This window comes from Methylomonas sp. MS20 (genome assembly GCF_050275925.1).
GTDB lineage: Bacteria > Pseudomonadota > Gammaproteobacteria > Methylococcales > Methylomonadaceae > Methylomonas > Methylomonas koyamae_A.
The window spans coordinates 3,235,338-3,261,615 of record NZ_CP189962.1; the positions used below are offsets into that span (position 1 = coordinate 3,235,338).

A 26,278-nucleotide genomic window follows, 5' to 3' on the forward strand; every position below is an offset into this window, starting at 1 on the left:
AGCGCTAAGGCATTAAGCAACTTGCAGCGCGCGGCACCGCCAGCCGTAATAGCCGATGTACAGATAGCACAGCAGCGGGACGATAAACGCATGTTGTATCCCCCAGCGATCCGCCAACGCGCCTTGCAGCACCGGTAAAATCGCGCCGCCGACAATCGCGGCGCAGAGTATCCCGGAGCCTTGCCCGGTATGTTTGCCCAAGCCGGTCAAGGCCAGCGAGAAGATAGTCGGAAACATGATGGAGTTAAACAAGCCGACCGCCAAGATCGTCCACATCGCCCAGCCGCCGCCGATCAGCATCGTCGCGGCCACCAAGCCTGCCGCGCTCAAGGCGTTGAACGCCAGCACCCCGCCGGGCGCCAATGAACGCATCGCCGCCGCGCCGACGAAGCGGCCGACCATCGCCCCGCCCCAATAAAACGACACATAGCGACCGGCTTCGGCGTCGGTGAAGCCGCCGATGTCCGGCTGGCTCAGAAAACTCACCAAGAAGCTGCCGATAGACACTTCGCCGCCGACGTAAACAAAAATCGCCAGCGCGCCCAGCACCAGATGTGGATAACACCAGGCGCTGGCCCGGCTGTCGCCGCCTACGCCACCGGCTGACGACGCTTCGGCTTCGACGGCCGGCAGTTTCAGCAGCGCAAACACGACCGCCAGTAAAAACAGCACCGTCGCCAACAGCAAATACGGATGCTGTACCGCCGCCGCTTCGACGGCCTGATAGGCCGCCAAGTCCTCCGCGCTCAAACCTTGAATCTGCTCTGCGCTTTTCACCGCCGTCGCCAATATCAACCAGGACCCGAAAAACGGCGCCAGCGTGGTGCCCAGCGAATTGAAGGCCTGAGTCAAGGTCAAGCGGCTCGATGCGGTTTCCGGTGGCCCAAGCACCGTGACGTAAGGGTTAGCGGCGACCTGCAACAAGGTAATTCCTGAAGCCAACACGAAAAACGCGGTCAAAAACAGCGGGTACAGGCGCAGCCAGGCCGCCGGATAAAACAACAGACAACCGCAGCCCGCCACCGCCAAGCCGATAACGATGCCCCGTTGGTAACCGAGCTTTTCGACCAACAGGCCGCTCGGCACCGACATCACGAAATAGGCCGCGAAAAAGCAAAACTGAATCAGCATCGCCTGGAAGTAATTCAACGTGAACACCGCCTTCAAATGCGGAATCAGAATGTCGTTCAGGCAGGTGATGAAACCCCAGATGAAAAACAGCGAAGTCAGGATCGTCAGCGAACCCAGATGCGGGTTGGCGGCTTTCTGCGCGTCGGTCATGGCATTCTCCGCTTAATTCGGCAAGACACTGAACGGCACGGATTCGTCACCGACCATCACCTTGAAATCGCCCGGTTCGACGACGCGCCGCATATTCAATCCGATGAAGGACATGGCCTGAGCGGTCAACGTAAAATGCAAGGTCTTTTGCTCGCCGGGCTGCAACTCGACTTTCTCGAAGGCTTTTAGCTGCTTGACCGGGCGCGATACCGAAGCCGCTATGTCGTTCAAGTAAACCAGCACGGTTTCCTGGCCGGTCCGCGTGCCGGTATTTTTAACCCTGACGCTAACTTCCACGCTGTCGCCGGCTTTGATTTGCGCCGGTTTCACCAACAATCCACTGGTTTCGAAACGGGTGTAACTCAAGCCGTGGCCGAACGGATACAAAGGCCGATATTGATTGGTCTCGTAAGCTTCGATGGGTTTATGGTCGTAGGGCGTGATGTCGTTGACCGCGCGCGGGTAGGAAATCGGCAGTTTGCCGCTCGGGTTGACATCGCCGAACAAAATGTCGGCCAGCGCCGCGCCGCCTTCCATACCGGGCAAAAAGCCCAATACCACCGCCCTCGCCTTGTCGGCGATTTCGGTGATGATGCGCGGCCGGCCGCCGAAAGTCACCAACACCACCGGCTTGCCGATTTCGAAGATCGCCCTAGCCAACTGCAGTTGCACCGGGTCCAGGGCCAACGAGTCAATATTGCCCTCGGTTTCGGTATACGGTTTTTCACCCAGCGCCAGCACTACCACATCGTGTTTGCGGGCTTCGTTAACCGCTTGCTCGATGTTGATTTCATCGCTGAAACGCTGACCGCCGACAAAGGTGACTTGGCCGCTGGTTTTACGCTGAATCGCCTGCAACAACGTCGGATACTGTTTCGGATACAGTTCCTCGGACGCGCCTTGCCAGGTAATCGTCCAACCGCCGTTCATCACACTGAGCAGATTGGCGGTCGGACCGGTCACCAAAATACTGGCTGTTTTGGACAGCGGCAGCATGCGGTTGTCGTTTTTCGCTAATACGATGGCTTCCCGCGCCGCTTGTCGATTGACCTCAACCGCCTCGGCGGTCGCGAAATAGCCGGCCACCGGCAAGGCCGGCTCGGTACGCTCGAACAGACCGGTTTGGAATTTGACGCGCAGAATGCGCGCCACCGCCTCGTCGATACGGCTGAGCGGCACTTCGCCGCTTTTGGCTAAATCCAGCAATAAATCGTAAAAGCTGAAATTGAACGGCACCATGCTCATATCCACGCCGGCCATCACCGCCATCTTCACCGCCTCGCGCGGGCTGGCCGCCAGTTTGTCGCGGGTGTGCAGACGGATGATGTCTTCCCAGTCCGACACCGTGAAGCCTTTGAAACCCAGTTCGCCGCGCAGGATCTCGGTCAGATAATGATAATTGGCGTGGCCGGGTATGCCATCGACTTCGGCCGAGTTAATCATCACGGTCGGTGCGCCGGCCAATACGCCGGCTTCGAATCCGGCTAAAAACCATTCGCGCAAGGCCCGTTCGCCGATCCAGGCCGGCGTGCGATCCTTGCCGTTCAACGGATAGCTGTAGCCGACGTAATGCTTTAGACAGGTCGGCGCCTTGTCGGCGGCGGCCATATCCTCGCCCTGGTGGCCTTTAATGAACGCGCCGCCCAGGATTTGCGCCAGATGCACGTCCTCGCCGTAGGTTTCCCACAATCGCGGCCACAGCGGCTGTCGGCCAATGTCCATCACAGGCGAGAAATTCCAGTCCAAACCGGAAGCTTTGACCTCGCGGGCGACGATTTCGCCTTCCTTGAACGACAATTCGGGATTGAAGGTCGCCGCCATGCTGATCGCCTGCGGAAACAAGACCGAGTTTTGGGTATAGGTGGCGCCGTGGATCGCGTCGATGCCGTAAATCACCGGAATTTTCAAGCGCGACCGCGCGGCGGTGTCCCGAATGCTTTGGGTGATGTTCCGCCATTTTTCGATAGGCTGGGCACGGTTGTTCGGCGTGGTCGGCGTATTCAGAATCGAACCGACGTGATGATTAAAGATGGCGTCGTCCAATTTGGCTTGATCGACCGGATTCTCGGCATCCTGACCATTGGCGACCGACACCACGCTGAAGTCGATCTGGGTCATTTGGCCGACTTTTTCTTCCAACGTCATTTGCGCCAATAGCGCTTGCACTCGCTCTTCCACGGGACTTGGGTTGGGTTCAGCGCTCAAGACGGACTCCGACAAAACGAATAAGGAAAGGGACACTAAAACGGCTTTGATATTCAAGGTTTTGGTAAAGGTAACGGGATAAACCGGCCGGCCGGCGAACATACCGGCCGCGACGCGACCGGAAAAACGGACGACATTAAATCATCTGCCCGCCTGCGTCTCAAGGCATCGCCGGACTTTTCCGGTCGGTTCGGAAGGTATAATCGCTCATTTAACCACGAACACAATCCGCCGATGACAACGAACGCCCAACGCTTGGATGTACTTTGCATAGGTCACGCCAGTTACGACCTGGTATTCGCGATTTCGCACCATCCCGGTCCCGACGAAAAGACCGTCGCCGACGACTTGCTTGGCTGCGGCGGCGGACCGGCCGCCAACGCGGCGGTGGCGGTCGCCCGATTGGGCGCTAGCGCCGGCTTCTGCGGCTATTTGGGCAACGACGTCTACGGCGACAGCCACTTGCGGGAATTGCTGGCGGCCGGGGTCGGTACGCAATGGGTGGTGCGCGGCGATTCGCCGACGCCGCTATCGGCGGTACTGGTCAAGCCCAACGGCCAACGGGCCCTCATCAATTACAAAGGCGGGACCGAAGCCTTGCCGGCCGAGCGATTAAGCTTCACCGGCCGGGAAGCCAAAGTCCTGCTTTGCGACGGTCACGAACCGGGACTATCGCTGACCGCGCTGGCGGCGGCGGACGACCAGACCGGCAGCGTGCTGGACGGCGGCTCGCTGCACGCCGGCACCTTGGCCCTGTTGGACAAAGTCGATTATGCGGTTTGCTCGGAAAAAATGGCCGTGCAATATGCCGGCGACGAACAGGCGGCGCTGGTCAAATTCGCCGAACTCGCGCCGGCCGCCGTCATCACGCTCGGCGCGCGCGGTTTGATCTGGCGGCGCGGCACGGAAACCGGCGCGTTGGAAGCGCCGCCGGTGCTGGCGGTGGACAGCACCGGCGCCGGCGATGCGTTTCACGGCGCCTTCGCCGCCGGTCTGGCCGCCGGCCTGGAATGGCAAACCCTGTTGCGCTACGCCAGCGCGGCAGGCGCCTTGTGCTGCACACGCTTGGGCGCCAGACCCGGCCTGCCGACGCTCGAACAACAGCTCGCGCTGCTCGCGCAATGGCGTCAGTAAACCAATACCGCCAAAATCGGCTCCCTCTGGACTCTATTGCGTGAATCCAAGGGAGCAAAAGCCGCCGCCGGCCAGGCGATAGGCGTGTATCCGCTGGATAACGACGCGGAAGCACAAGCAATTTACGCGAGTCATAAGCTTGAGCAACAGACTGAAACCAAGCAAATCGGTTTTAACTAAACATAATACGCCGATAGCCTGCGATTCCAGGTTTGGCGGATTTGGCAGAAGTTATCAGGCAAATCGAGATTTGCCACTCCGGGCGTAGCAGTGCAAAACGATATTCGCCGCTCACGGATTATCAGTCGGGCCTGTTTTTGACCCGCAATCGCGACTCGGCGGCCAACTTGGGTCCATCCGAATCGTCTCTTGCCTCTCGCGTCACTTACCGAAATAGTCCAGCAGAAATTCGACGAAGGCGGTGAGTTTGGCCGGGTAAAATCGGCGTTGCAAATAGGTGGCGTAGACCGCCAGCGCCGGGCGCTGGTAATCCTTGAGAATTTCGACCAACTCGCCATTTTGCAAATGCGGCGCGGCCGACAGGCGCGGCGCCCGCACGATGCCCATGCCCAACGCGGCGGCTTGGCAGAGCGCCCGACCGTTGTTGGAGGCCAGCAACCAATCCACTTTAATCCGCTGCAATTCGCCGGCGACGTTAAACAACCAATAATCGCCGTGCGGCGTATCGACGTAATGCAGGCAGCGGTGGTCGCTCAAATCCTCTATATGTTGCGGCGTGCCTTGCTCGCTCAAATAGGCGGGAGACGCATAGGTGCATAGTTCGGTTTCTGCGATCTTGCGCGCCACTACGCCGGGGTCCAGGGTATCGGTGACCAACAGCGAAATGTCGAAGTTGCCGATGCGCAAATTAGGCGGTTTGTTGTCCAAGGTCATCAATATCTTGATTTCCGGATAGGTTAGCAAAAAGCGTTCGATGACCGGTACCATGTACATGCCGCCGAAATCGATCGGCGCACTGACCTTGATGTGGCCCTTGATGCGCTCGCCCATCTGACCGGTAGCGGCTTCCAAATCGGCCAAGTCCTCCAGCAACTGCCGGCTGCGATGGTAGTAAGCCTCGCCGGCGCTGGTCAAACTCAAGCTACGCGTGGTGCGGTTCAACAGAACCACGCCTAACGACGCTTCGAGCTGGGCCATATATTTGCTGATCATCATCGTCGAGCACTTCAATTCTCGAGCAACCGCCGAGAAGGTGCCGAGCTCGACGATCCGGCAAAACACCCGCATGTTGTTAAACTTATCCATGGCACCTATTTATAAACCTGTGGTTTAAGATTTATAAACCAATTCGCCTCTTTAAACCAGAGAGCAAGGTCGATAGAATGCGCCCCGGAGATAGTCGTTACATCGTCTGGTTTTGCTGTCTTAAACCAGACGTCTTTTCCCCCACCCCACCGAGGTAATTATGAGCAAAATTCTTAACGAAGTACTCCTAGCCAATCGCGGCTATGTCGCCGAATTCAACAAAGGCGATCTGGCGATGCCGCCCGCCCGCCAATTCGCCATTCTGACCTGCATGGACGCCCGCCTGGACCCTGCCAAATACGCTGGTCTGTCCGAGGGCGACGCCCACGTCATCCGTAACGCCGGCGGCCGCGCCAGCGACGACGCAATTCGCTCGCTAGTGATTTCTTATAAATTGCTGGGCACGAAAGAGTGGTTTGTGATTCACCATACCGATTGCGGCATGGAAACCTTTACCAACGAAATCATGAGCGATTTGCTGGCCAGCAGCCTGGAAACCGCCAGCGTCGACGCGTCCGGCTGGCACGATCACGGCGCGGGTCCAGGTTCCACCGACGGCAAATTCATCAATTGGCTGACCATTAAGAATCAGGCGGACAGCGTGTTGGAAGACGTCAAGCGCATCAAGGCCCATCCATTGGTTCCGGGTAACATTCCGGTGTATGGATACGTTTACGACGTCAAAACCGGCAGCCTGATCGAGGTTCCGGAGGCCACCGCGGCCGGCGCCGCCAGTTAAAGCGCCCGCCACGCGGAAAAATGCCGGCTCGTGCGTCACACCAGCCGGTTTTCAAGCATTTCCTTACTTCGAAAGCCGCCGATCGCGGCTGAAGCCGCTACAAGCATTTTTTTCGTTCTCCAGGCCGAAAACCATTTGACGATCGTCGGTGCAAGGCGACCGAGCGACTAAAGCCACGGCCATCTCAGTCGCCAATCCGGCCGGCTCAGTCGCGGCTTTTCCCGCGATAAGCGACCCAGCCCAGCAGAGCGGAACCGAACATCCAAAACGCCGCCGGTAGCGGTACCGGCGCGACGTAGCCGGCCAAATCGGCGGCCGAAGCCTTGTAGGCGTGCAGCACGCCCGGCAGCAGGCTGTATTCGTCGGTCAGACTGGCGGCACTACCATTTGAAGTCCACGCGCAACCGCTGGTTTCGCCCAGCGGGCATTGAATCGAGCCGGCATAAGGATCGGCATCGCTAAACCGAAAGTACACGTCGAATTGCTGGCCGCTACCGTTTTGAGTGACGCTGTAGTCGTTGTCGGTGCCGGCTAACATTAGATAACTGCCGTCGGCCAATTTAGGTCCTATTGCCAGTCCTTCCCATTTCTCCGGCGACTTATTGCCCAACGCCGCCAGCGTGTTGGCGTCCAGGTCGATAATTTGCGCGGACTTGCTCACTTTGGTATAGCTCGCACCGGAGTCCAGATCGATGTTGCTGACATCGGTCGCCCCGGCCAGATCGATCTTGTAGACTTCCTTATCGGCGGTCGCCAAATCGGCGCCGACTCCGACACCGCGATTGTTGCGCTCCAACACGAAAAACTCGTGGTCGTTGATCGCCACCAACGCCGATACGCCCTGGCCTTGGCCGGAACGCTTCATTTCGTAGGCATACTGCGCCACGGCGGCGCCGGTTTCGGTATCGAACTTGACAATGCGGTTAACTTTGCCGTTACCGGCCCCTTCATCCAGCATCGCGCTTTGCAGGATCGCGTAGGCGTATTTGCCGTCCGGACTGATCGCCAAGCCTTCGAAACCGCGGTTGGTGCGCTTGCCGGCATCGTTACCGGTGTCGGCCGCGTAATTGGCCGTACCGCTGGCGCTGTTGCGCGGCACCAGATTCGCCGGCGTCGCATACGTTTTCACCACGGCGCCGGTGTTGCGGTCGATTTCGTACAAGGACGGACCGTATTCGTCGGACACCAGCAAATTACCGCTGCGCGGATTGACCACCACACCTTCCGGATCGAAGGCGTTACCCAAGGTTCCGGTCGGATTGGGGGCAATGCCGTTCAGAGCCGCGCCGGACTTGGAAAACTTCAGCGTTTGCAGCAGCGTGAAATTCGAAATCGCGCCGGTTTGGCTATCGATGTCCAAACTGAAGCGTTGCACGCGGGTCTCGTAATTCAACGAACCGCCGCCGGGACCGCGGTCGGACAAGCCCCACCACTCGTTACGGTTGGGATCGTAATAAATGTCGGAGAAAAAGCCGACCCGGCCGTCGTTGACCGACGTGCCGAAACTGTCGCCGGTCGCACCGGAAATGGTCAATCCGTTGACGAAAACCGGTGTCGCTATAGCCGCATTGGCCAACAGCATCCCGGAGCAAAACAGGGTGGATGTTAAACGCATGAAGGATGTCTCGAATCATGGGATGGAAAAGCCCCGATTCTATCCAGCGTTTACGACAGCAACGTTGCAAAAAACCGTCGCTCGGCTTTAGTGGTCGGCCGTCCGGCCGGCGGCGTTTGTTCAGGCCTTTTTAACGAATTCCGACTTCAAACCCATCGCGCCGATACCGTCGATCTTGCAATCGATATCGTGGTCGCCGTCCACCAAACGGATGTTCCTAACTTTGGTCCCGACCTTGACGACAGCCGACGAACCCTTGACTTTCAGATCCTTAATCACGGTCACGCTGTCGCCGTCCTGAAGCACGTTGCCGTAGGCATCGGTCACGACCTTGGCCGCTTCGCCAGCGTCGGTGTTGGCTTGCTTCGCCCATTCGTGTCCGCACTCGGGACAAACATAACTTTCGCCGTCTTCGTAGGTGAACTCCGATTGGCATTGGGGACAGTTGGGCAGTTGAGTCATATCGAGCTCCAGGCTTGGTTTTAAAAAACCTGCCAATGTACAGCGCAACTGGCGAAAAAGTCAAAGCGCTTGGACGCGACCACCCGGTAAAAATCAGCTGCTGCGAGGGATTTGTATGACTTGGCCGGCACGCAGATTGCCGTCGTTCATTGCGTTGGCATCGCGGATCGCCCGCATCGAAACGCCGTATTGTTGGGCGATTTCCGATAAAGTCTCACCCCGCCCGATCACGTGTTGGTTGGCCGACGGCGCCGCGACCACAACGGTTTCGCTAACTGCCGACGGCGTCGGCTCCGGTTTGACGGCCGCCACCGGCTCGGTTTTTTCGATCGCGGCCAAACGGCTGCCGCCGCCGGCTTTATACAACTGCGCCATCAGCGTGCCGGCCGGCGCGTATTGCCGGAAATGCGCCATGATGCCGCCGAACACCGCCGAGGCCATCTGTTGCTGATACCCGGCGCTGTTCAGTCGGCGCTCTTCGTCCGGGTTGGAAATAAACGCCGTTTCCACCAAAATCGACGGAATCGGCGACTTCAACACAACGAAACCGGCTTTTTGGACGTTGCTGCGATGTAAATGTCCCACCGACTTGACGTTTTTCAGGACCTTATTGCCGATGTGCAGGCTGGCATCCTTGGCCGCCTTTTGCGAGAGATCCATCAATACCGAAGCCAAGGCCTCATCGCGACCGTCGCCGCCCCCAACTTTATCCGCCGCGTTTTCGCTGTCCGCCAAAAACCGGGCCACCGCGCTGGACGCACCGTTATTCGACAGGGTATAGACCGAAGCGCCATGGGCGGACGGATCGTCGAACGCATCGGCATGAATGGACACGAACAAATCCGCCTTGGCGTCTTGGGCGATGCGCACCCGCTCGCGTAGCTTGACGAAATAGTCGCCGTTCCGAATCATCACGGCTTTCATGCCCGGTTGGCGATTGATGGAAGCCGCCAATCGTTTGGCGATAGCCAGTACCACGTCTTTTTCTTGCGTGCCGTTGTTACCCTGAGCGCCGACGTCCTTACCACCGTGACCGGCGTCGATGGCGACGACAATGTCCCGGCCCTTGGCCTTAACGGCGGATTTCAATACCGCCGGCTTTAACTCCGGCTTCGCAACCGGCTCTTGGGCAAGCGCGGCTTTTTCCAACTTAGCGACTTCCGGCTTAACCAGCGGTTTCAGTGCCGCTACCGGCTCGTCCTTGGGCGTTAATTGAATTTGCAAGGCGTTACCGGATAGCGCGGCCTTGACATCGGCGTCGCTTTTGAGTTCGACGACGACTCGCACATCGTTGCCGTTGTGCATGCCGCTACGGACATTCAGAAACAAGGGATGATCGGCGGGCGGCTGCGCGGGTGGCGCGGCGAATTTGGCGTCGACGAAATCGACGACCAAACGGCTAGGACTTTTCAACACGAATGCGTGGTGTTTGACCGGACCCGGCAACGCGAACGACACTTGCGACGCGGCTCCGTACTGGATACCGGCCAGTTCGGCCTGAGCCGCCAAAACGGCATGAGCGGCGGTAGACAAGACCACCGCCCAGAAAATTCGAGACATTCGCTGCATAGCCGTTAGCCCAAAAGTGACAATTCCGTTGAGATTATAGCAATAGGTCTTTGTTTTTCCAGTGTAGTTTTATCGAATTTTCCCAATCGCCACGTAAGTGATTGATTTGAACCGCACGATGCTCGCCAACGTAATTCAGGGTCAATTCCAGGTCGGCCGCCGGCAGTTGTCCCATCCCCATCTCCGGCCATTCTATACAACACCAAGCCCGCTCGCCCAGATAGTCGGCCATCCCTATCCATTCCAATTCCTCGGGATCTTTCAGCCGATACAAATCAAAATGAAACAAGGCGCGGCCGTTCAAGCGGTATTCCTCGACCAAACTGAAAGTCGGACTTTTGACGGTTCCGCCATAGCCCGCCGCGCGCAACGCGCCGCGAATCAGCGTGGTTTTGCCCGCCCCCAGATCGCCGTTCAAAAACATCAGGCATTTGTCCGGCATTGCTTGCCACAACGCCGCGCCGAAGGCCTCGGTTTCCGAAGCGTCGATCAATTCGATTTCGATCAATTGAGTAACTCTCTGATTTCCGCCGGCAAATCGCCGGCCAACAAGCCGCGCTCACCGTGACGCAAGGCCAGGCGATCGGCGGCTTCGCCGTGTACGTAAACACCCAGTCTGGCCGCTTCCGGCGCCGACCAGCCCTGCGCCAGTAGTCCGCCCAGCAGTCCGGCGAGAACATCGCCCATGCCGCCGCTCGCCATGCCGGGATTGCCGGTGGACGACACGTAGATGCGTTCGCCATCGCCGACCAGGCTACCCGCGCCTTTCAGTACGCAAACGCCGCCGTAGCGCTGTTGCAAGCTCACTAACGCCGCAAACCGGTCGGCGCCGACTTGGGCGGTCGTCGAACCCAACAATCGAGCGGCTTCGCCGGGATGCGGCGTTAAAATCCAATGATCGCGGCGCTCCGGCCGAGCCGCCAACAGGTTCAAGGCATCGGCATCCACCACGCAGGGCTTGCCGGACGCCAGTACCGCCGCGAACATCGTCCGTGCCCAGGCGTCTTGCCCCAAACCCGGACCGACAACGACGACGCTGGCCTTGTCCAACAGACTTGCCAAATCCGCGGAGGATTCGACGCCGTGGCACATCAATTCCGGCCGGCCAAGATTCAGGACGGCGCTATGCACGGCTCGCGTCGCGATGCTGACTAAGCCGGCACCAGTGCGTAACGCGGCTTCGCCGGCCAATCGAATCGCGCCGCTATAACCCAGATTGCCGCCAACCGCCAATACATGGCCGCAGTGGCCTTTATGCGCGACGCGCGGGCGAGGCGGCGGCGGGGTTTTGGTCAGTCGGTAAATCGAACCGGCACCCGCCAGCACCTCGTCGGGCAAGGCCAGGCTATCGCACACGACTTCGCCGCAATAGTCGGCCGCAAAACCGGTCAACAAGCCGCGTTTCAGCCCGATAAAGGTCACGGTCAAATCGGCGGCCACCGCACAGCCCAAGACATTGCCGGTATCCGCGTCCAATCCGGACGGTACATCGAGAGCGACTACCGGCGCGGCGGATGCGTTGATCGCGGCGATTGCCGACGCGTAAGGCTCGGATACCGGCCGGCTCAAGCCGATGCCGAGTAGTGCGTCGACGACCACGCTGTCGCCGGGCAGACTGTCGCCCAAAACCTCGATGCGGCCGCCGGCCTCAAAAAAGCCCTCGGAGGCGTCGGCGGCATCCACCGGCAAGCGGGCCGAATCCGATAGTGCATGCACGTCGACGCGATAACCGGCCAGCAAGGCCAAGCGCGCCACGACATAGCCGTCGCCGGCATTATTGCCGGCACCGCAAAACACCGTCAGGCGCCGACGTTCCGGCCAGTGGCGCCGGATTTGTTCGAACGCGGCCGCCCCAGCCCTGGCCATCATGACCGCACCGGCGATGCCGTGTTCGGCCATCGCTCGCCGCTCGGCTTCGCGGATTTCGGCAACGCTGTAGACTTGGTCGGCTGAGGGCATGGGCTTGTGTAAAATGACGCAGTAAACCCATTATATTTTCCTGCCCGCCATGCCCCCAAGTCATTTCGTCGCCACCGAAGAATTCGTTGCCAACATTCGGGCCTGGGCCCTGGACTTGGGCTTTCAACAACTCGGCATCAGCGATACCGATCTGACCAGCGCCGAAGGCCACTTGCAGCGTTGGCTGGCGGACGGGATGCACGGCGAGATGTACTATATGGCGGCGCATGGCCTTAAACGCAGCCGGCCGGCCGACTTGCAGCCCGGCACGCTCAGCATCATTTCGGCGCGGATGGATTATCTACCGGAGCATCGGAGCAGCATGGCCGAGCGGCTGAACGATCCGGCCGCTGCCTTCGTGTCGCGCTACGCCCTGGGCCGCGACTATCACAAACTGTTACGTAGCCGTCTGCAAAAACTGGCCGACAAAATCGCCGCCGAGATCGGCCGATTCGGCTACCGGGTGTTCGTCGACAGCGCACCGGTGCTGGAAAAAGCCATCGCCGAGAAAGCCGGGCTAGGCTGGATAGGCAAGCACAGCAATTTAATCAACCGCCGAGCCGGCTCCTGGTTTTTCCTCGGCGAAATCTATACCGATCTGGCCCTGCCGGCCGACACGCCGGTCGCTTCGCATTGCGGCACTTGCCGAGCCTGCCTGGACATCTGCCCGACCCAGGCCATCGTCGCGCCTTACCGAGTCGATGCCCGGCGTTGCGTGTCTTATTTAACGATCGAGTTGCACGGCAGCATTCCCGAGGAACTGCGACCGCTGCTCGGCAACCGGATTTACGGCTGCGACGACTGCCAATTGATTTGCCCGTGGAATCGCTACGCCACACTCAGCGGCGAAGCGGACTTTCAACCGCGCCACCGCTTGGACCGCGCCACGCTGATCGAACTATTCGGCTGGAGCGAAACCGAATTCCTGCAACGCACCGAAGGCTCGGCGATCCGCCGCATCGGCCACGCGCGCTGGCTACGCAATATCGCCGTCGCGCTGGGCAACGCCAGAGCCGACCAAGCGATTCGCGCGGCGTTGGCCGGCCGGCTGGACCACGATTCAGAGCTGGTCAGGGAACACGTGGTTTGGGCGTTGCGGCGACAGACCACGGAAGCCGAAACTTGAGCCACGGCTGAAACTTGCGGTAAAGTACCTGCCTATCCTTTCCGGAGGCCAGCATGTCGATTCCGGCCCTCGCCAACACTCAATTCCCCGACTATTCCGGTTCGGCGAAGAGCGGTTCCGCCGCCGCGCGGCAAGACTCGACCAAAACCCAGCAAACCGGGGCCAGCGCCCAGCTCAGCGACGAACAACTCGCGCAAGTTCAAAAACTGAAAACCCGCGACCGGGAAGTCCGCGCGCACGAGCAAGCCCATCTGAGTGCAGCCGGCGGCCTGGCAACCGGCGGCGCCCACTTTCAGTACGTCACCGGCCCGGACGGGGTGCGCTACGCGACCGGCGGCGACGTCGGCATCGACACGTCGGAAGTCAGCGGCAATCCGCAAGCCACGTTGGCCAAGGCCGATACGATACGCCGGGCCGCCTTGGCGCCTGCCCAACCGTCAGGCCAGGATTTGAGCGTGGCCGGGCAAGCCAGCGCGATGGCGGCCAAAGCGCGCGCCGAATTGCTAAAAAGCCAACAAGCGCCAAACTCCGGCCAGCACCTGAATGTGCGGGCCTGATCAGTCGGCGCCGAACTCGACCGCAAAACCGCCGTTCGGATCGATCCTGACCACCCTGGCCATCTGCACCGGCGCGTCGTCGAACTCGGTGGTCTGGACTTCGACGACCGCCCCCATTGGCGGGATCAATTCTACCGGACAGAACAAATACAACCCGGTTTCGGAGAAATCCCGCATGTCGAGGATTTGCGTCTCGGTCGAAACCGGAACCGTCACCCGGATCTTAGCCCGGTGTTTCAGACGCGGATGTCTGCGCTTGTTATCTACCACGAATACTCCCGACTCTCTCCAAGTTCCAATGCGCGCAGCCGGTCCTCAAACCAGCAAATAAAGCCCTAATCCTACCATGACCAGTCCGCTGAGCAATTTGAGCCAACGTCCTTCGCGTTCCCGCAGCCGCCGCTGACTCAGCGTCCAGACGCCGACGGCCAGCACAATCACGTCGTCCAGCATATAGGCGGCATTATAGAGCAGCAAATAACCGTAATATTCGACCCCTTGCAACTGGCGCAGCGTCAGTATCCGGGTATACAAAGCCGGAAAACCGGAAGTACACATGAACTCGACGACCTGAACCAGCACAGCCAACACCACGGCGCCGACGATGGCACCGAACAAGTTGTCGGCTTGTAGGATGGCCCGCATCCGCGCGTATATGCCCGGCTTGGCGGACGCCGGAATCGATAGCGAAAATCCGCGTCCGAACGCCCAAAAGTCTTTCAGATGGATGGCGCCGGCCACTATCGCGATGGCCGCGATCGCCCACTGCGAGCCGCGCGACCAACCGATCAGCAAAAACAGATTCAGCCACGCCGCCATGAACAAGAAATAGGCGATGCCCTCCACGACCACGAAGGTGCCGGCCACCGCCAGCATCCGCATCCGCTGTTGCATCGGCGCCAGCATCGAGAGCATTAAGAGTAGCACCCACATCGAACACGGATTGAAACCGTCCAGCAAGCCCATTGCCAGCGTAAACAGCGGTAACCCGACCTGATCTAAATCAATCCGCCGGCCCAGAAACGTGAAGCCGAAACTTTCCGGCTGCGAGTCGGGTACCACCTCAGGCGTTTCGCAACTTGTCTCGGGAACGACGCTGCAACTGCCGGCGTCGCCGGTCGCGATATCGGCCCGCTGCGAGCCCCGCAATGCCGCGCGGATCTGCTCGTCGCTGAGACCGCCCGCGCTATACCCGATAATCCAGCGCCCTCCGACGTAAAACGCGGGTAAGCGCAAACCCGCCGTCTCGGCGCCGGCTAGCGACCGCATCCGCGCGGCGGCGTCGGTTTCCCGGCTAACGTTATGCACCTCGATACGCAAAGTGGGTTGCTCGGCATGCAAGCGGGCCAAAAACGCCTCGGCTTCCAAACAGTGTTCGCAGCCGTCGCGCACGAACGCTTCGATGTCGGCCGCGTCAGCCGCGCGGAGTCCGGTCTGCATGATCAGCGCGAGTATGCCGCAGATTAGCCGTAGGCTTAATGTTCGATAAACCGTCCTGTCGAACCCGAAAATCCGTCCGATTGAACTCATCCGTCCCCCTTGCGTCTACCGCCGGTCGGCCGTGTTAGTCGCGACCGAGATAAAATTATTGGATAATACGCCGTTATTGCCAACGACCCGCCTCCACCGCAGTGGAGCCACACCGCAACGCGCCTTAGAGCGGCAGACTCCCAACACTGAATGGCCAAACGACCCAACAGATACCGAAAACTCACCGTCAGACGCAAAAAAACGTCCTCGAAATCCAACTGGTTGATACGCGGCGCAATCACCGTGGCGCTGACCGCGTTGGCGGCCCTGGCGGTTTACACCTTCTACCTGGATTATACCGTTCGCCAACAATTCGAAGGCAAGCGCTGGTCGATCCCGGCCCGGGTCTACGCCAGTCCGGTCGAGCTATACAACGGCTACGAGATGTCCGCTAAAAGCTTCGAGGACTTGTTACAACAACTGCATTACCGGATGGACCCGCAACTGGCCGCCGAGGGCTCTTACGTGGTCAAGGGTAGTCAAGTCTCGCTGAAGACCCGCGCCTTCAATTTCGGCGACACGCCGCAAGACAGCCGCAAAATCATCGTCGGCTTCGCCGGCGGCGGCGTGACTAGCATAGCCGATGCCGCGACCGGCGAAAGCGTCGCGATCTTGCGGATGGACCCGGTGCAAATCGGCAGCTTCTATCCGACCCGTAAGGAAGACCGCATTTTGATCAAGTTGGACGAAGCGCCGCCGACCCTGGTGCAAGGCTTGCTGTCCACCGAGGACCGCGATTTTTATCATCACTTCGGCATCTCGCCCAAGGGTATCGCCCGGGCGATGTGGAACAATCTGAAGGCCGGCGGCATGGTGCAGGGCGGCAGCACGATCACCCAGCAATTGGTGAAAAACTTCTTCCTGCACCCCAAACGCACTCTACGGCGCAAGCTCAAGGAAGTGCTGATGTCGCTGATTCTGGAGTACCGCTACAGCAAGGACGAGATACTGGAAGCCTACTTGAACGAAATCTTCCTGGGCCAGGACGGTTCCAGCGCGGTACACGGCTTCGGTCTGGCCAGCGAGTTTTATTTCGGCCAATCGCTGAAAACGCTGAATCTGCCGCAGGTCGCTACGCTGGTCGCGCTGGTGCGCGGACCGTCGGAATACGACCCGCGCCGCAATTCGGACCACACTCTGGATCGACGCAATCTGGTGCTGGACTCGATGCTCGCCGAAGGCTATATCGACGAACAACAGGCCAGCGAAGCCAAAAAGCAGCCGTTGGGTGTGGCCAAGGTGATACACCGCTCGGCCAACCGTTTTCCGGATTTCATCGACTTGGTCAAACGCCAACTTAGACAGGAATACAAGGAAGAGGATCTGACCTCGGAAGGCTTGCGCATTGTAACGACGCTGGACACCCGTACGCAGGACACCTTGGAGCAAACGCTGGCGAACAAACTGAAACACCTGGAAAAAAGCCCGAAAAGCGACGATTTGCAAAGCGCCGCCATCGTCACCCGCCGCGACAACGGCGAGATCGTCGCGTTGGTCGGCGGTCGCGACAGCGCGGTCACGACCGGCTTTAACCGGGCGCTGGACGCGGTCCGGCCGATCGGCTCGTTGATCAAACCGGTGGTATATCTAACCGCGCTGGAACACCCCGACCGCTACACGATCGCCACGCCGATCAGCGATACCGCGATCGCGTTGGACGACGGCAGCGGCAAAACCTGGTCGCCGGATAACTACGACAATCGCGAGCACGGCGTGGTACCGCTGCATACCGCGCTGACCCATTCCTACAATCTGGCGACGGTGCGGATCGGCATGGACATCGGGTTGGGCAAAATCGCCAACACCCTGAAGGCGATGGGCGTGTCGCGGCCGGTGAATCTATATCCGTCCTTCCTGCTCGGCGCCCAAGCCCTGACGCCGTTCGAAGTCACCCAACTTTACCAGACCCTGGCCGGCGACGGCTTCGCGACGCCGCTACGCTCGATTCGGGCGGTTAATGCCGCCGACGGCAAGGCGTTGCAAAGCTATCCGTTCACGGTCCATCAGGCCGTCGATCCCGCCGCCGCCTTCATCACCAACACGATACTGCAGGAAGTGATGTATGCCGGCACCGGCCACTCGGCCTACAGCTACATGCCGCAAAGCATGGCGCTGGCCGGCAAGACCGGCACCACCAATCAGTTGCGGGATAGCTGGTTCGCCGGTTTCAGCGGCGATTTGCTGTCGGTGGTCTGGGTCGGCCGCGACGACAACAAGCCGACCGGCCTGACCGGCGGCAGCGGCGCACTGCAAATCTGGGCCGATCTGATGCGGCAGGTCTCGAAAAAGCCGGTCAGTCTGATCCGGCCGGACAATGTCGAAATGAAGTGGATCGATCCGTCCACCGGTTTGCTCAGTACCGAGGACTGCCCCGGCGCCAAATTACTGCCCTTTATTGACGGCTCCGGCCCCAGCCAATTTTCCGAATGCGGCGGCGGCGGCGAAACCGACGGCAACTGGCTTAACAACCTCAATCCTTTTTAACCGATGAAAATTCTTAGCTTCGTTTTTTGCTTGATATGCGCCACCCCATTGCACGCGGAGGAAACGCCGATCGCCCGATTGAAAACTTTTTTGGCCGGCTCGAGCGCGCTGGCCGCCGACTTCCGCCAAGTGACGCTGGACAAGAGCGGCAAACCGGCACAAACCAGTAGCGGCAAGTTTTATTTGAGCCGCCCCGGCAAATTCCGCTGGAATTATCAAAAACCCTTCGTCCAGGAAATCGTATCCAATGGCGGCAAGGTCTGGTTTTACGATGCGGATTTGGAGCAGGTCACGGTCAAGCAATTGGACGATTCGCTGGGTTCGACGCCGGCCTTGCTGTTGACCGGTCAAATCGACATCGAAGAGAAATTCACGTTGCGAGAGCAAGGCGAGGACGAAGGCATGAATTGGGTGAAATTGTCGCCCAAGAACGAGGAAAGCGGCTTCAAATACATCCTGATCGGCTTGGAGCGCGACCAGTTGGGCGGCATGGAATTGAGCGATAATTTCGGCCAATTGACGCGTATCTATTTTTCCAACATCCAGATCAATCCCAAGCTGGAAGAAGCCTTGTTTAACTTCAAAGCACCCAAGGGCGCCGACGTGTTCGAAAACTAAGCGGCCGGAGCCGGCAAGATTTTGCCGGCCTTGCCGTCAGGCGGCCAATTCCACCCGGTTACGGCCGCGTTGTTTGGCCGCGTACATTGCTTTGTCGGCGCGCTTGACCAGCAATTCCGCGCTGTCGTCGCCTTGCAGCGTGGCAACGCCCAAACTGGCGGTCAAATTCAACACATCCATGCCGTAAGCCAGGGTATGCGACTCGATGTCGGCGCGCAGACGCTCGGCGATAATCCCGGCGCCGTCGATGTCGGTGTCGGCCAATAAAATCACGAACTCTTCGCCGCCGAAGCGGTAAACCGCATCGCTGCCGCGCACGCTATCGCGTAGCCAGGCGGCCACCGATGCCAAGGCCAAATCGCCGCAAGCATGGCCGTATTGGTCGTTAATATTCTTAAAATGATCGATATCAACGAAGACCAAGGACAAATGCTGGCCGTGGCGTACCGCCCGCTTGACCTCGCGTTGCAAGCTATCGTTGAAGGCCGCGCGATTGTTGGTTTTGGTCAACGGATCGGTATACGCCATCCGTAAGGCTTGTTGAAACAGCGTGGCATTACGTAACGGATAAATCAGACAGCACAACAGGCTTTCCAGCATTTTCAGCTCGTCGCGGCCAAAACGTTGGGTGCGGGTCAATTTTAGTTCGCCCAGTTCCTGTTCCTCGACTTTCAAGACATAAGAGCAGGAGTGGCGAGCCATCACGCCGCGCTGATAGTGCATATTGAACAGCGGATTGTTGTATTCGACGCCGTTGTGCGGGATCGTGGCTTGAATCTTATTGCAAAAGATCCCGATCAGTTCGTCGAACTCCAGCGTGGTTTGCAAGGCACTGCTGATGTCGTAATGATGAAGATTGACCGCCGTCGAGGCTTCAAAGGTTTTGTTGCTGACGACGGCTAATTCGGCGGATTGTTCTTTCATGACGGTCCCCAGTGATCGAGTTGGCGTTCAAACCATCGATAGCCAGGACCGTGCCATATTATTGTAATCTTTATTTTTCAAAAACTTAGAATACAAAACACCCCTTCGAAGCGGCAAGGCGGCAAATTTCCGCCAGATTCCCGGCGCCGCTCAAAACAGACCCAATTGAACCTGAGCCACTTCCGACATCATTTCCCTGGACCAAGGCGGGTCCAAGACCACTTCGACGTCCACGCTATCGACGCCGGGCAAACCGCGTATACACTTCTCGACGTCGCCTTGAATCACCGGCCCCATGCCGCAACCCGGCGCGGTCAACGTCATCCGTACCTGGACGTCGTGACCACCGTTGGCGTTGGCCGTCACGTCGCAACCGTAGACCAAGCCCAAATCGACGATATTCACCGGAATTTCCGGATCGTAGACGGTTTTCATCACTTCCCAGCAATTGCGCTCGACCGCCTGTGCATCGGTTTCCGACACCAGGGTCTGCAAATGCTGAGGCTCCTTGCCGAGCGCGTCGGCGTCGACGCCGGCGATCCGCACCATGTGGCCGTAATCGGTGAAAACCGTATAGTTACTGCCCAAGGACTGGTGGATCGTGACTTCCTGACCCTTGCGCAACATGCCGTGATGGCCGTCGGGAATCGTGACAATGTTGACGTCACGGTTTAAAAACACCACTTCTCTGTCTGCCATAGCTCGTTTCAACGGTTGAATGTCTGGGCGTCAATAATTTGACCGGTGACGCCGAGGCTGGCGTCGCTGAATAAATAAACGTAGGCCGGCTGCAAACTGGTGGGCGCCGGCAGCGCCGCCTTGTCTTCGGCCGGATAGGCCTTACGCCGCAACGGACTGTCGACCGGCCCCGGCACCAAGGTGTTGACCCGGATTTTGCCGGCGGATTCCAACTCGGCCGCCAATATCGCCGCGAAACCTTCCAAGGCGATTTTGGAAACGCCGTAAGCGCCGGAATAGGCCTGGCCCTTGCGAGCCGAGGAATCCGACGTAAACACAATCGCGGCGTGCTCGGCGGCCAACAACACCGGCAGCAGCACCCGGCACAGCAAAAACGCCGCGTTCAGATTGACGTTCAACGCATGCCCCCAATCCTTGGTTTTGTAATTGGCGATAGGGCTGAACGCGCTGAATTCCACCGCCGAATGCAATACGCCGTGCAATGCGCCGAAGCGCTCGGCGATGGCGTCGGCCATTTCCTGATATTGAGCTTCGGTGGCGCCGGCCAAATCGAAAGGGTACATCGTCGGTTCCGGACCGCCGGCCTCGACGATCGCGTCGTAGGTCTTTTCCAATTTAGGGATGCTGTTGTCCAGCAAAATCAGGCTGGCGCCCTGTCCGGCCAGAGCCAGCGCGGCCGCGCTCCCTAAACCGCCGCCGGCGCCGGTAATTAAAATAACTCGATCGTTCAATGACATAGACTGGTTTGGATCCATTGCGTCAGTTGACGGGGATGTTCGATCATCGCGTCCGCCCCCCAAGTGTCCGGCTGGTCGTCGCTGTTCAAATAGCCGTACAAGGCCGCGAGAGTTTTCATACGGGCGTTTTTGCCGGCGGCAATGTCGTGCGGCGCATCGCCAATGTAGACGCAGCGCTCGGGTGTTACGCCGGCCAACCGGCAAGCTTCGAACATCGGCTCCGGATGCGGCTTGCTAAACGCGGTGGTGTCGCCGCTGACCGCGCAAGCCACGCGCGTATCCAGCGCCAGCGCTCGCAACAACGGCGAGGTAAATCGCTGCTTTTTGTTGGTCACGACCCCCCACTTCAAACCGGCGGTTTCGATGGCGTCCAGGCAATCGCCGATGCCGTCGAAAAAGCGACTGTGTTCGGCAATATTGGCCTGATAGGCGTCCAACATGTCGCTCAACATCATTTGCGCCGTGGCTTCGTCCACCGTAACCGCTTGCCGAATCATCGCCATGGCGCCCCGCGAAATCGCCGGCTTCACCGTCGCCGGATCAATTTCGGCAAAACCGTGCGCCGCCAGCGTTCGATTTAGACAGGCGATCAGGTCCGGCGCGGTATCGACCAAGGTACCGTCCAAATCGAACAACACGCACTCCAGTTTGAAGTCGGTCATGCGGTTTATTCCGGACGCGCGAACGCGGCGATGTAGTTGACGTCGATATCGCGGCCCAGACTGAAGCGCTTGGCGAACGGGTTGTATTCGATGCCGGTCATTGCCTGCAATTCCAGACCGCCGGCCCGCGCCATTCGATCCAATTCGGCCGGCTTGATAAAGGTTTTATATTCGTGAGTGCCCTTCGGCACCATTTTCAGCAGATGCTCGGCGGCGACGATCGCCAGTAGCCAAGCCTTCGGCACCCGGTTCAAGGTCGAAAAAAACACCAGACCGCCCGGTTTGACCAACGTCGCGCACGCCTTGACCACCGAAGCCGGATCGGGAACGTGCTCCAACATTTCCATACAGGTCACCACGTCGAAGCCGCCCGGCTCCTCGGCCGCCAATTGTTCGGCGCTGACCTTGCGGTAATTGACCGCCACGCCGGTTTCCAGACTGTGCAGATCGGCGATATCCAGCAAATCTTCGCTCAGATCGATACCCAAGGCATCGGCGCCCTGCCCGGCCAAACCTTCGGTCAGAATGCCGCCGCCGCAACCGACGTCAACCACCCGCTTGCCGGCCAAATCGACTTGCCGGCCGATGAATGCCAAGCGAAGCGGATTAACGGCGTGCAAGGTATGCAATTCGCCGTTCGGGTCCCACCAGCGCTCCGCTTGAGCGCCGAACTTATGAATTTCGTGAGGATGTACGTTGTCTGCTGCCGTCATGATCTACCGCGCGCTGTGTAAGTTGGCGATAGTTTACTTTAACACTAGGTTATTCGTCATGCGGCAACTGCAAGCATTCGGTTCGCCGCGACCCGCTTCATCGAATGGCGTTGAAATCGGCCGTCCAAGCACCCAAGATTGTCAGCGTTACTCGGGACGGGCAATTCTCCCCAACTTCCGCCGGATTTGGCTAGACTAAGCCTTCCACTCACCCAGAAGCGGCGTATGCGGGAAGAAAGCAAGACGGAAGACCACAAGCTGGACATCCAGCGCATTATCCAGTGGCTGGACGACGACGGCATATTGTCGAAAGCGGACCTGGAAAAATGCCGCCAATACGCGGCCGCCAAGATCAATCTCAACAAGCATCCGTTGAAAATTTTGAGCGAATGCGAATTGGCCGACCGCAGTCAACTCGGCAAGCTGCTGACTCAGGAAGACCTCACCCAATGGCTGGCCAAAAAGCTGGCGCTGCCCTACTACTATTTCGACCCGCTGAAAATCGACGTACCCAGCGTGACCGCGATCTTCAGCAAAGCCTATGCGGTCAATTACAACATCCTGCCGATCAAGATCAACGACGAGGAAATTGTCGTCGCCACCGCCGAGCCCTTCATCCGCGCCTGGCAACTGGACCTGGCCAAGATGCACCACGGCAAGATTCGCTGCGTGTTCGCCAATCCCGACGAAATCAAGCGCTATCTGGACGAGTTTTACAACTTTTCGCAATCGCTGAAAGGCGCGCAAACCCAAAACGAAGGACGCGGCGGCGGCCAGAACTTCGAGCAATTGGTCGAACTCAGCAAAATGGCGGACCTGGATGCCAACAACCAGCACGTCGTCAATCTGGTCAACTGGCTGCTGCAATACGCCTTCGACCAACGCGCCAGCGACATCCACATCGAGCCGCGCCGCCAACAAGGCAACGTGCGCTTTCGGATCGACGGCATCCTGCACCACGTCTACCAGTTGCCGATGCCGATCATGAACGCGGTGCTGAGCCGGCTGAAAATCCTGGGTCGGATGAACATCGCCGAAAAGCGTTTGCCGCAAGACGGCCGCATCAAAACCCAAATGAATGCCAAGGAAATCGAATTGCGGCTATCGACAATGCCGACCGCGTTTGGCGAAAAACTGGTGATGCGGATATTCGACCCGGAAGTGCTGCTGCGCGATTACGAACAACTCGGCTTTAACAAGCAGGAATTGGCGATCTGGAATCGGATGACCGGCCAGACTCACGGCATCATCCTGGTTACCGGGCCGACCGGTTCCGGCAAGACCACGACGCTGTATTCGACGCTGAAACGGCTGGCGACGCCGGAAATCAATCTGTGCACCGTCGAAGACCCGATCGAGCAAATCGAACCGGTCTTCAACCAGATGCAGGTGCAGGCCAATATCGGCCTGGACTTCGCCAGCGGCATCCGCACCCTGCTGCGCCAGGACCCCGACATCATCATGGTCGGCGAGATCCGCGACTTGGAAACCGCCGAAATGGCGGTGCAAGCCTCGCTGACCGGCCATCTGGTCATCTCGACGCTGCACACCAACAACGCCCCGGCCGCCGTCACCCGCTTGCTGAATTTGGGCGTGCCCGGCTACCTGATTCAGCAAACCGTATTGGGCGTGATGGCGCAGCGCTTGATCCGGGTCTTATGCAAGCATTGCAAAACGCCGGTCGCCGTCGACGACGCCCAATGGCAAGCCCTGGTCGCGCCGTTCCGAGTGGCCCCGCCCAAGCAAATCCACCGCGCCACCGGCTGCAAGGAATGCCGCAACACCGGCTTCGCCGGCCGGATAGGCATCTACGAAATCTTCGAGAACAGCCAGACTTTGGAAAAGCTGATCGTCGAAGGTTGCGACACGGCCTTGCTGCAAAAACAAGCCATCAAGGAAGGCATGCGCCCGCTCCGCCTCAGCGGCGCCGAGAAAGTCGCGGCCGGCATCACGACCATCGAAGAGGTGCTCCGAGTCGCACCGGAGCGGATTGAATTTTAGCGGTCGGCGGAATCGCGGGGCAAAGTCTAGGCGCGGCTGAACCGGTGACAATGACATGTTCGATCATCGCATCCGAAGAATTATCCGTAGAGGAATGACATCGTCCTGGAAGTTATGAAATGCAGAAATCGACCCGTTAGCGACATTCAAGGCTTTTCATCTAATGGCAAGAGCAAAGCAGTAAGCTGCCGTTCATCGCATGGTTATCATGAGTGAGAATTCATATTAGGGAGCAGGCGCTTACGTCAAAAATGTTCGCAATCGCCTGCCTGAATTGACTAGCCTTTAATGCACATCACTTGCCGCAATTGATGCACGATTTCGACTAAGTCGTGTTGCTGTGCCATAACCTGTTCGATGTCCTTATAGGCGGCCGGTATTTCATCGATCACGCCGCTATCTTTACGGCATTCAATGCCTTGTGTTTGATGGGCTAGATCGTCGGCATTGTAACGTCGCTTGGCTTCGCTACGACTCATAAGGCGGCCAGCGCCGTGCGAGCACGAACAAAAGGACTGTTCGTTGCCTTTACCGCGCACGATGTAAGAGCGTGCGCCCATGCTGCCCGGAATAATTCCCAGCTCACCCTCGCCAGCGCGAATTGCGCCTTTGCGGGTGACCAGCACTTTGGCATCGAAATGCCATTCGTGAGCGACATAGTTGTGATGGCAGTTAATGACTTCCTTGGTGAAGGTTAATTTCGGCCATTTTTTATGTAATACCTCGCCGATTAAACGCAGCATTTCCCGTCGATTGGTCATTGCATAGTCCTGCGCCCAACTGACTGCCAGCAAATAATCGTCGTAGTGCTTCGCACCTTCGCGAAAATAGGCTAAGTCTTTATCGGGCAAATTCACCAAATGCTGCCCCATGTCCTTTTTTGCCAGATTGATGAAATACTCGCCAATCACATTGCCAATACCTCGACTTCCGGAATGCAGCATGATCCACACTTGATCGCTTTCATCCAAACACAGTTCGATGAAATGATTGCCACCGCCTAGCGTACCTAATTGACGTATCCAAGTTTGATAAGGCTTGTTTTGCTTGGCATTGACCTTGGGGTGTTTATCCAAAATTTGATGTAAGCCCACGCCAAGCGCGTTTATGGTCGAGCGTTGTGCTTGATCGCTACGGTGCATGGCAAAACCGACCGGCACCGCCGCTTCCAGCGCTAACCGCAATGAACGTAAGCTGTCCGGCAAATCATTAGCGCTGACCGACAATCGCACGGCACACATGCCGCAACCAATATCCACGCCGACTGCCGCCGGTATAATCGCCCCCAGCGTCGGAATCACCGAACCGACCGTTGCGCCTTTGCCGCAATGCACATCGGGCATCACGGCAATATGGCTGTGCACAAACGGCATCTGCGATAAGTTCAGCAATTGTTGATAGGCTGCCGGATCGACTTGGTCTGTGTAAATTCTGACCGGCACTTTGCCTTTGGTGATTAGGGTTTGAATAGGCATGATTCACCTCCTGTATTGTTGCTACCAACGAAGTAAAAACTGAGAGCCGGGACTTTTTTACGATGTAAGCTGGCTGCCACCACGCTACGCAGCACCGCTTGACTGTGTTTTAGCGCCGCAAAAATGGCTTCGCTATTAGTGGCATTGTTGGGAGAGCCAACGCTGACACATAGACGCTGTTTAGCAGGCTCATACTGTACGGCGAGCACCTCAACGCCTAACAAATCAGGGTGTTTGCATTCGCCTTCGAGAAATAAACTTAAAGTTCGACGTGCCTGTTTACTCAGTTGTTGATCTTTACGCGCCTGTTGTTTAACTGGGTCGCGTTGTTCGAAACGAGGCGCTAGACCATCGTCTTCGCGCCATTCTGCGCACAATAAACGTGTGCGGTTGGATTGATGTGTTTTCATAAACTTCCACAAAGCCTATCCGAAGCTGGCAGCCCAACGGCAATAGCCAGCCCTGACCGGAATCGGCCAAAAATTAAAATAAGGGATTAATGCGGAAGCCCGATCCCGACGA

Annotated in this window: 25 protein-coding genes; 8 read left to right on the forward strand and 17 right to left on the reverse strand. The window is 58.4% G+C overall.

Annotated features, from left to right (window positions below; translation table 11 throughout):
• Positions 1-12: 12 nt before the first annotated feature.
• Together fucP and ACQE3D_RS14465 are read right to left on the reverse strand one after the other, a co-directional pair.
• Positions 13-1,281, reverse strand: coding sequence for an L-fucose:H+ symporter permease (gene fucP / locus ACQE3D_RS14460; RefSeq protein ID WP_313729966.1), 1,269 nt, complete (start codon positions 1,279-1,281; stop codon positions 13-15).
• Between the two features lie 12 nt (positions 1,282-1,293).
• Complete coding sequence (locus ACQE3D_RS14465) at positions 1,294-3,486, reverse strand: glycoside hydrolase family 3 N-terminal domain-containing protein (protein WP_313729964.1); 2,193 nt, start codon at positions 3,484-3,486, stop codon at positions 1,294-1,296.
• Positions 3,487-3,720: 234 nt separating this feature from the next.
• Between ACQE3D_RS14465 and ACQE3D_RS14470 the strand changes: the two genes are divergently transcribed.
• On the forward strand, positions 3,721-4,620 hold the full coding sequence (locus ACQE3D_RS14470) for a carbohydrate kinase family protein (RefSeq protein ID WP_313729962.1): 900 nt from the start codon (positions 3,721-3,723) through the stop codon (positions 4,618-4,620).
• A gap of 36 nt (positions 4,621-4,656) precedes the next feature.
• The gene (locus tag ACQE3D_RS14475; RefSeq protein ID WP_313729961.1) at positions 4,657-4,800 is read left to right on the forward strand and encodes a hypothetical protein; all 144 of its coding nucleotides are present in this window, start codon (positions 4,657-4,659) and stop codon (positions 4,798-4,800) included.
• A gap of 201 nt (positions 4,801-5,001) precedes the next feature.
• Here ACQE3D_RS14475 and ACQE3D_RS14480 read toward each other — a convergent pair whose 3' ends face one another.
• On the reverse strand, positions 5,002-5,886 hold the full coding sequence (locus ACQE3D_RS14480; protein ID WP_064025686.1) for a LysR family transcriptional regulator: 885 nt from the start codon (positions 5,884-5,886) through the stop codon (positions 5,002-5,004).
• A 160-nt stretch (positions 5,887-6,046) separates the two neighbouring features.
• Here ACQE3D_RS14480 and ACQE3D_RS14485 point away from each other — a divergent pair, with 160 nt between their 5' ends.
• Positions 6,047-6,625, forward strand: coding sequence for a beta-class carbonic anhydrase (locus tag ACQE3D_RS14485; RefSeq protein WP_064025688.1), 579 nt, complete (start codon positions 6,047-6,049; stop codon positions 6,623-6,625).
• A 205-nt stretch (positions 6,626-6,830) separates the two neighbouring features.
• Here ACQE3D_RS14485 and ACQE3D_RS14490 read toward each other — a convergent pair whose 3' ends face one another.
• From ACQE3D_RS14490 to ACQE3D_RS14510, 5 genes are all read right to left on the reverse strand, one after another.
• Positions 6,831-8,240 carry an esterase-like activity of phytase family protein gene (locus ACQE3D_RS14490; RefSeq protein ID WP_313729960.1) on the reverse strand — a complete coding sequence of 470 codons (1,410 nt, stop codon included), beginning with the start codon at positions 8,238-8,240 and terminating at the stop codon, positions 6,831-6,833.
• 120 nt (positions 8,241-8,360) lie between these two features.
• A complete protein-coding gene (locus ACQE3D_RS14495) occupies positions 8,361-8,702 on the reverse strand; it encodes a zinc ribbon domain-containing protein YjdM (RefSeq protein ID WP_168029538.1) in 342 nt (113 codons plus the stop codon).
• 93 nt (positions 8,703-8,795) lie between these two features.
• Complete coding sequence (locus ACQE3D_RS14500; RefSeq protein ID WP_313729959.1) at positions 8,796-10,262, reverse strand: N-acetylmuramoyl-L-alanine amidase; 1,467 nt, start codon at positions 10,260-10,262, stop codon at positions 8,796-8,798.
• 43 nt (positions 10,263-10,305) lie between these two features.
• Complete coding sequence (gene tsaE / locus ACQE3D_RS14505) at positions 10,306-10,779, reverse strand: tRNA (adenosine(37)-N6)-threonylcarbamoyltransferase complex ATPase subunit type 1 TsaE (RefSeq protein ID WP_313729958.1); 474 nt, start codon at positions 10,777-10,779, stop codon at positions 10,306-10,308.
• On the reverse strand, positions 10,776-12,230 hold the full coding sequence (locus ACQE3D_RS14510; RefSeq protein ID WP_313729957.1) for an NAD(P)H-hydrate dehydratase: 1,455 nt from the start codon (positions 12,228-12,230) through the stop codon (positions 10,776-10,778). The genes tsaE and ACQE3D_RS14510 overlap by 4 nt, the downstream gene beginning before the upstream one ends.
• 49 nt (positions 12,231-12,279) lie before the next feature.
• Between ACQE3D_RS14510 and queG the strand changes: the two genes are divergently transcribed.
• The gene (gene queG, locus ACQE3D_RS14515) at positions 12,280-13,356 is read left to right on the forward strand and encodes a tRNA epoxyqueuosine(34) reductase QueG (protein WP_313729956.1); all 1,077 of its coding nucleotides are present in this window, start codon (positions 12,280-12,282) and stop codon (positions 13,354-13,356) included.
• 53 nt (positions 13,357-13,409) lie between these two features.
• Complete coding sequence (locus ACQE3D_RS14520) at positions 13,410-13,913, forward strand: putative metalloprotease CJM1_0395 family protein (RefSeq protein ID WP_064025700.1); 504 nt, start codon at positions 13,410-13,412, stop codon at positions 13,911-13,913.
• On the opposite strand, the gene ACQE3D_RS14525 is transcribed toward ACQE3D_RS14520, so the two are convergent.
• On the reverse strand, positions 13,914-14,183 hold the full coding sequence (locus ACQE3D_RS14525; RefSeq protein WP_064025702.1) for a PilZ domain-containing protein: 270 nt from the start codon (positions 14,181-14,183) through the stop codon (positions 13,914-13,916).
• Between the two features lie 45 nt (positions 14,184-14,228).
• Complete coding sequence (locus tag ACQE3D_RS14530) at positions 14,229-15,443, reverse strand: glutaredoxin family protein (protein WP_313729955.1); 1,215 nt, start codon at positions 15,441-15,443, stop codon at positions 14,229-14,231.
• A gap of 150 nt (positions 15,444-15,593) precedes the next feature.
• Here ACQE3D_RS14530 and mrcB point away from each other — a divergent pair, with 150 nt between their 5' ends.
• Together mrcB and lolA are read left to right on the forward strand one after the other, a co-directional pair.
• A complete protein-coding gene (gene mrcB / locus ACQE3D_RS14535; protein WP_313729954.1) occupies positions 15,594-17,927 on the forward strand; it encodes a penicillin-binding protein 1B in 2,334 nt (777 codons plus the stop codon).
• A gap of 3 nt (positions 17,928-17,930) precedes the next feature.
• Entirely contained in the window at positions 17,931-18,545 is a 615-nt protein-coding gene (gene lolA / locus ACQE3D_RS14540; RefSeq protein ID WP_071157970.1) for an outer membrane lipoprotein chaperone LolA, read from the forward strand.
• 36 nt (positions 18,546-18,581) lie between these two features.
• Here lolA and ACQE3D_RS14545 read toward each other — a convergent pair whose 3' ends face one another.
• From ACQE3D_RS14545 to ubiG, 5 genes are all read right to left on the reverse strand, one after another.
• Positions 18,582-19,469 carry a GGDEF domain-containing protein gene (locus ACQE3D_RS14545; protein ID WP_313729953.1) on the reverse strand — a complete coding sequence of 296 codons (888 nt, stop codon included), beginning with the start codon at positions 19,467-19,469 and terminating at the stop codon, positions 18,582-18,584.
• A gap of 150 nt (positions 19,470-19,619) precedes the next feature.
• Positions 19,620-20,168, reverse strand: a complete 549-nt coding sequence (gene sufT, locus ACQE3D_RS14550) for a putative Fe-S cluster assembly protein SufT (protein WP_313729952.1) — start codon at positions 20,166-20,168, stop codon at positions 19,620-19,622.
• Between the two features lie 8 nt (positions 20,169-20,176).
• Positions 20,177-20,905: an SDR family NAD(P)-dependent oxidoreductase gene (locus tag ACQE3D_RS14555; protein ID WP_313729951.1), complete on the reverse strand. Its 729-nt coding sequence runs from the start codon at positions 20,903-20,905 to the stop codon at positions 20,177-20,179.
• The gene (locus tag ACQE3D_RS14560; protein WP_071157962.1) at positions 20,896-21,567 is read right to left on the reverse strand and encodes an HAD family hydrolase; all 672 of its coding nucleotides are present in this window, start codon (positions 21,565-21,567) and stop codon (positions 20,896-20,898) included. The genes ACQE3D_RS14555 and ACQE3D_RS14560 overlap by 10 nt, the downstream gene beginning before the upstream one ends.
• A gap of 5 nt (positions 21,568-21,572) precedes the next feature.
• The gene (ubiG, locus tag ACQE3D_RS14565) at positions 21,573-22,280 is read right to left on the reverse strand and encodes a bifunctional 2-polyprenyl-6-hydroxyphenol methylase/3-demethylubiquinol 3-O-methyltransferase UbiG (RefSeq protein WP_064027479.1); all 708 of its coding nucleotides are present in this window, start codon (positions 22,278-22,280) and stop codon (positions 21,573-21,575) included.
• A gap of 225 nt (positions 22,281-22,505) precedes the next feature.
• On the opposite strand from ubiG, the gene ACQE3D_RS14570 reads away from it, so the two are divergent.
• Complete coding sequence (locus ACQE3D_RS14570) at positions 22,506-24,281, forward strand: GspE/PulE family protein (RefSeq protein ID WP_064027477.1); 1,776 nt, start codon at positions 22,506-22,508, stop codon at positions 24,279-24,281.
• 278 nt (positions 24,282-24,559) lie between these two features.
• On the opposite strand, the gene ACQE3D_RS14575 is transcribed toward ACQE3D_RS14570, so the two are convergent.
• Together ACQE3D_RS14575 and ACQE3D_RS14580 are read right to left on the reverse strand one after the other, a co-directional pair.
• Positions 24,560-25,756 carry an RtcB family protein gene (locus ACQE3D_RS14575; protein WP_313729949.1) on the reverse strand — a complete coding sequence of 399 codons (1,197 nt, stop codon included), beginning with the start codon at positions 25,754-25,756 and terminating at the stop codon, positions 24,560-24,562.
• Complete coding sequence (locus tag ACQE3D_RS14580; protein ID WP_313729948.1) at positions 25,738-26,166, reverse strand: ribosome-binding factor A; 429 nt, start codon at positions 26,164-26,166, stop codon at positions 25,738-25,740. Before ACQE3D_RS14580 ends, ACQE3D_RS14575 begins: the two co-directional genes overlap by 19 nt.
• Positions 26,167-26,278 lie beyond the last annotated feature (112 nt).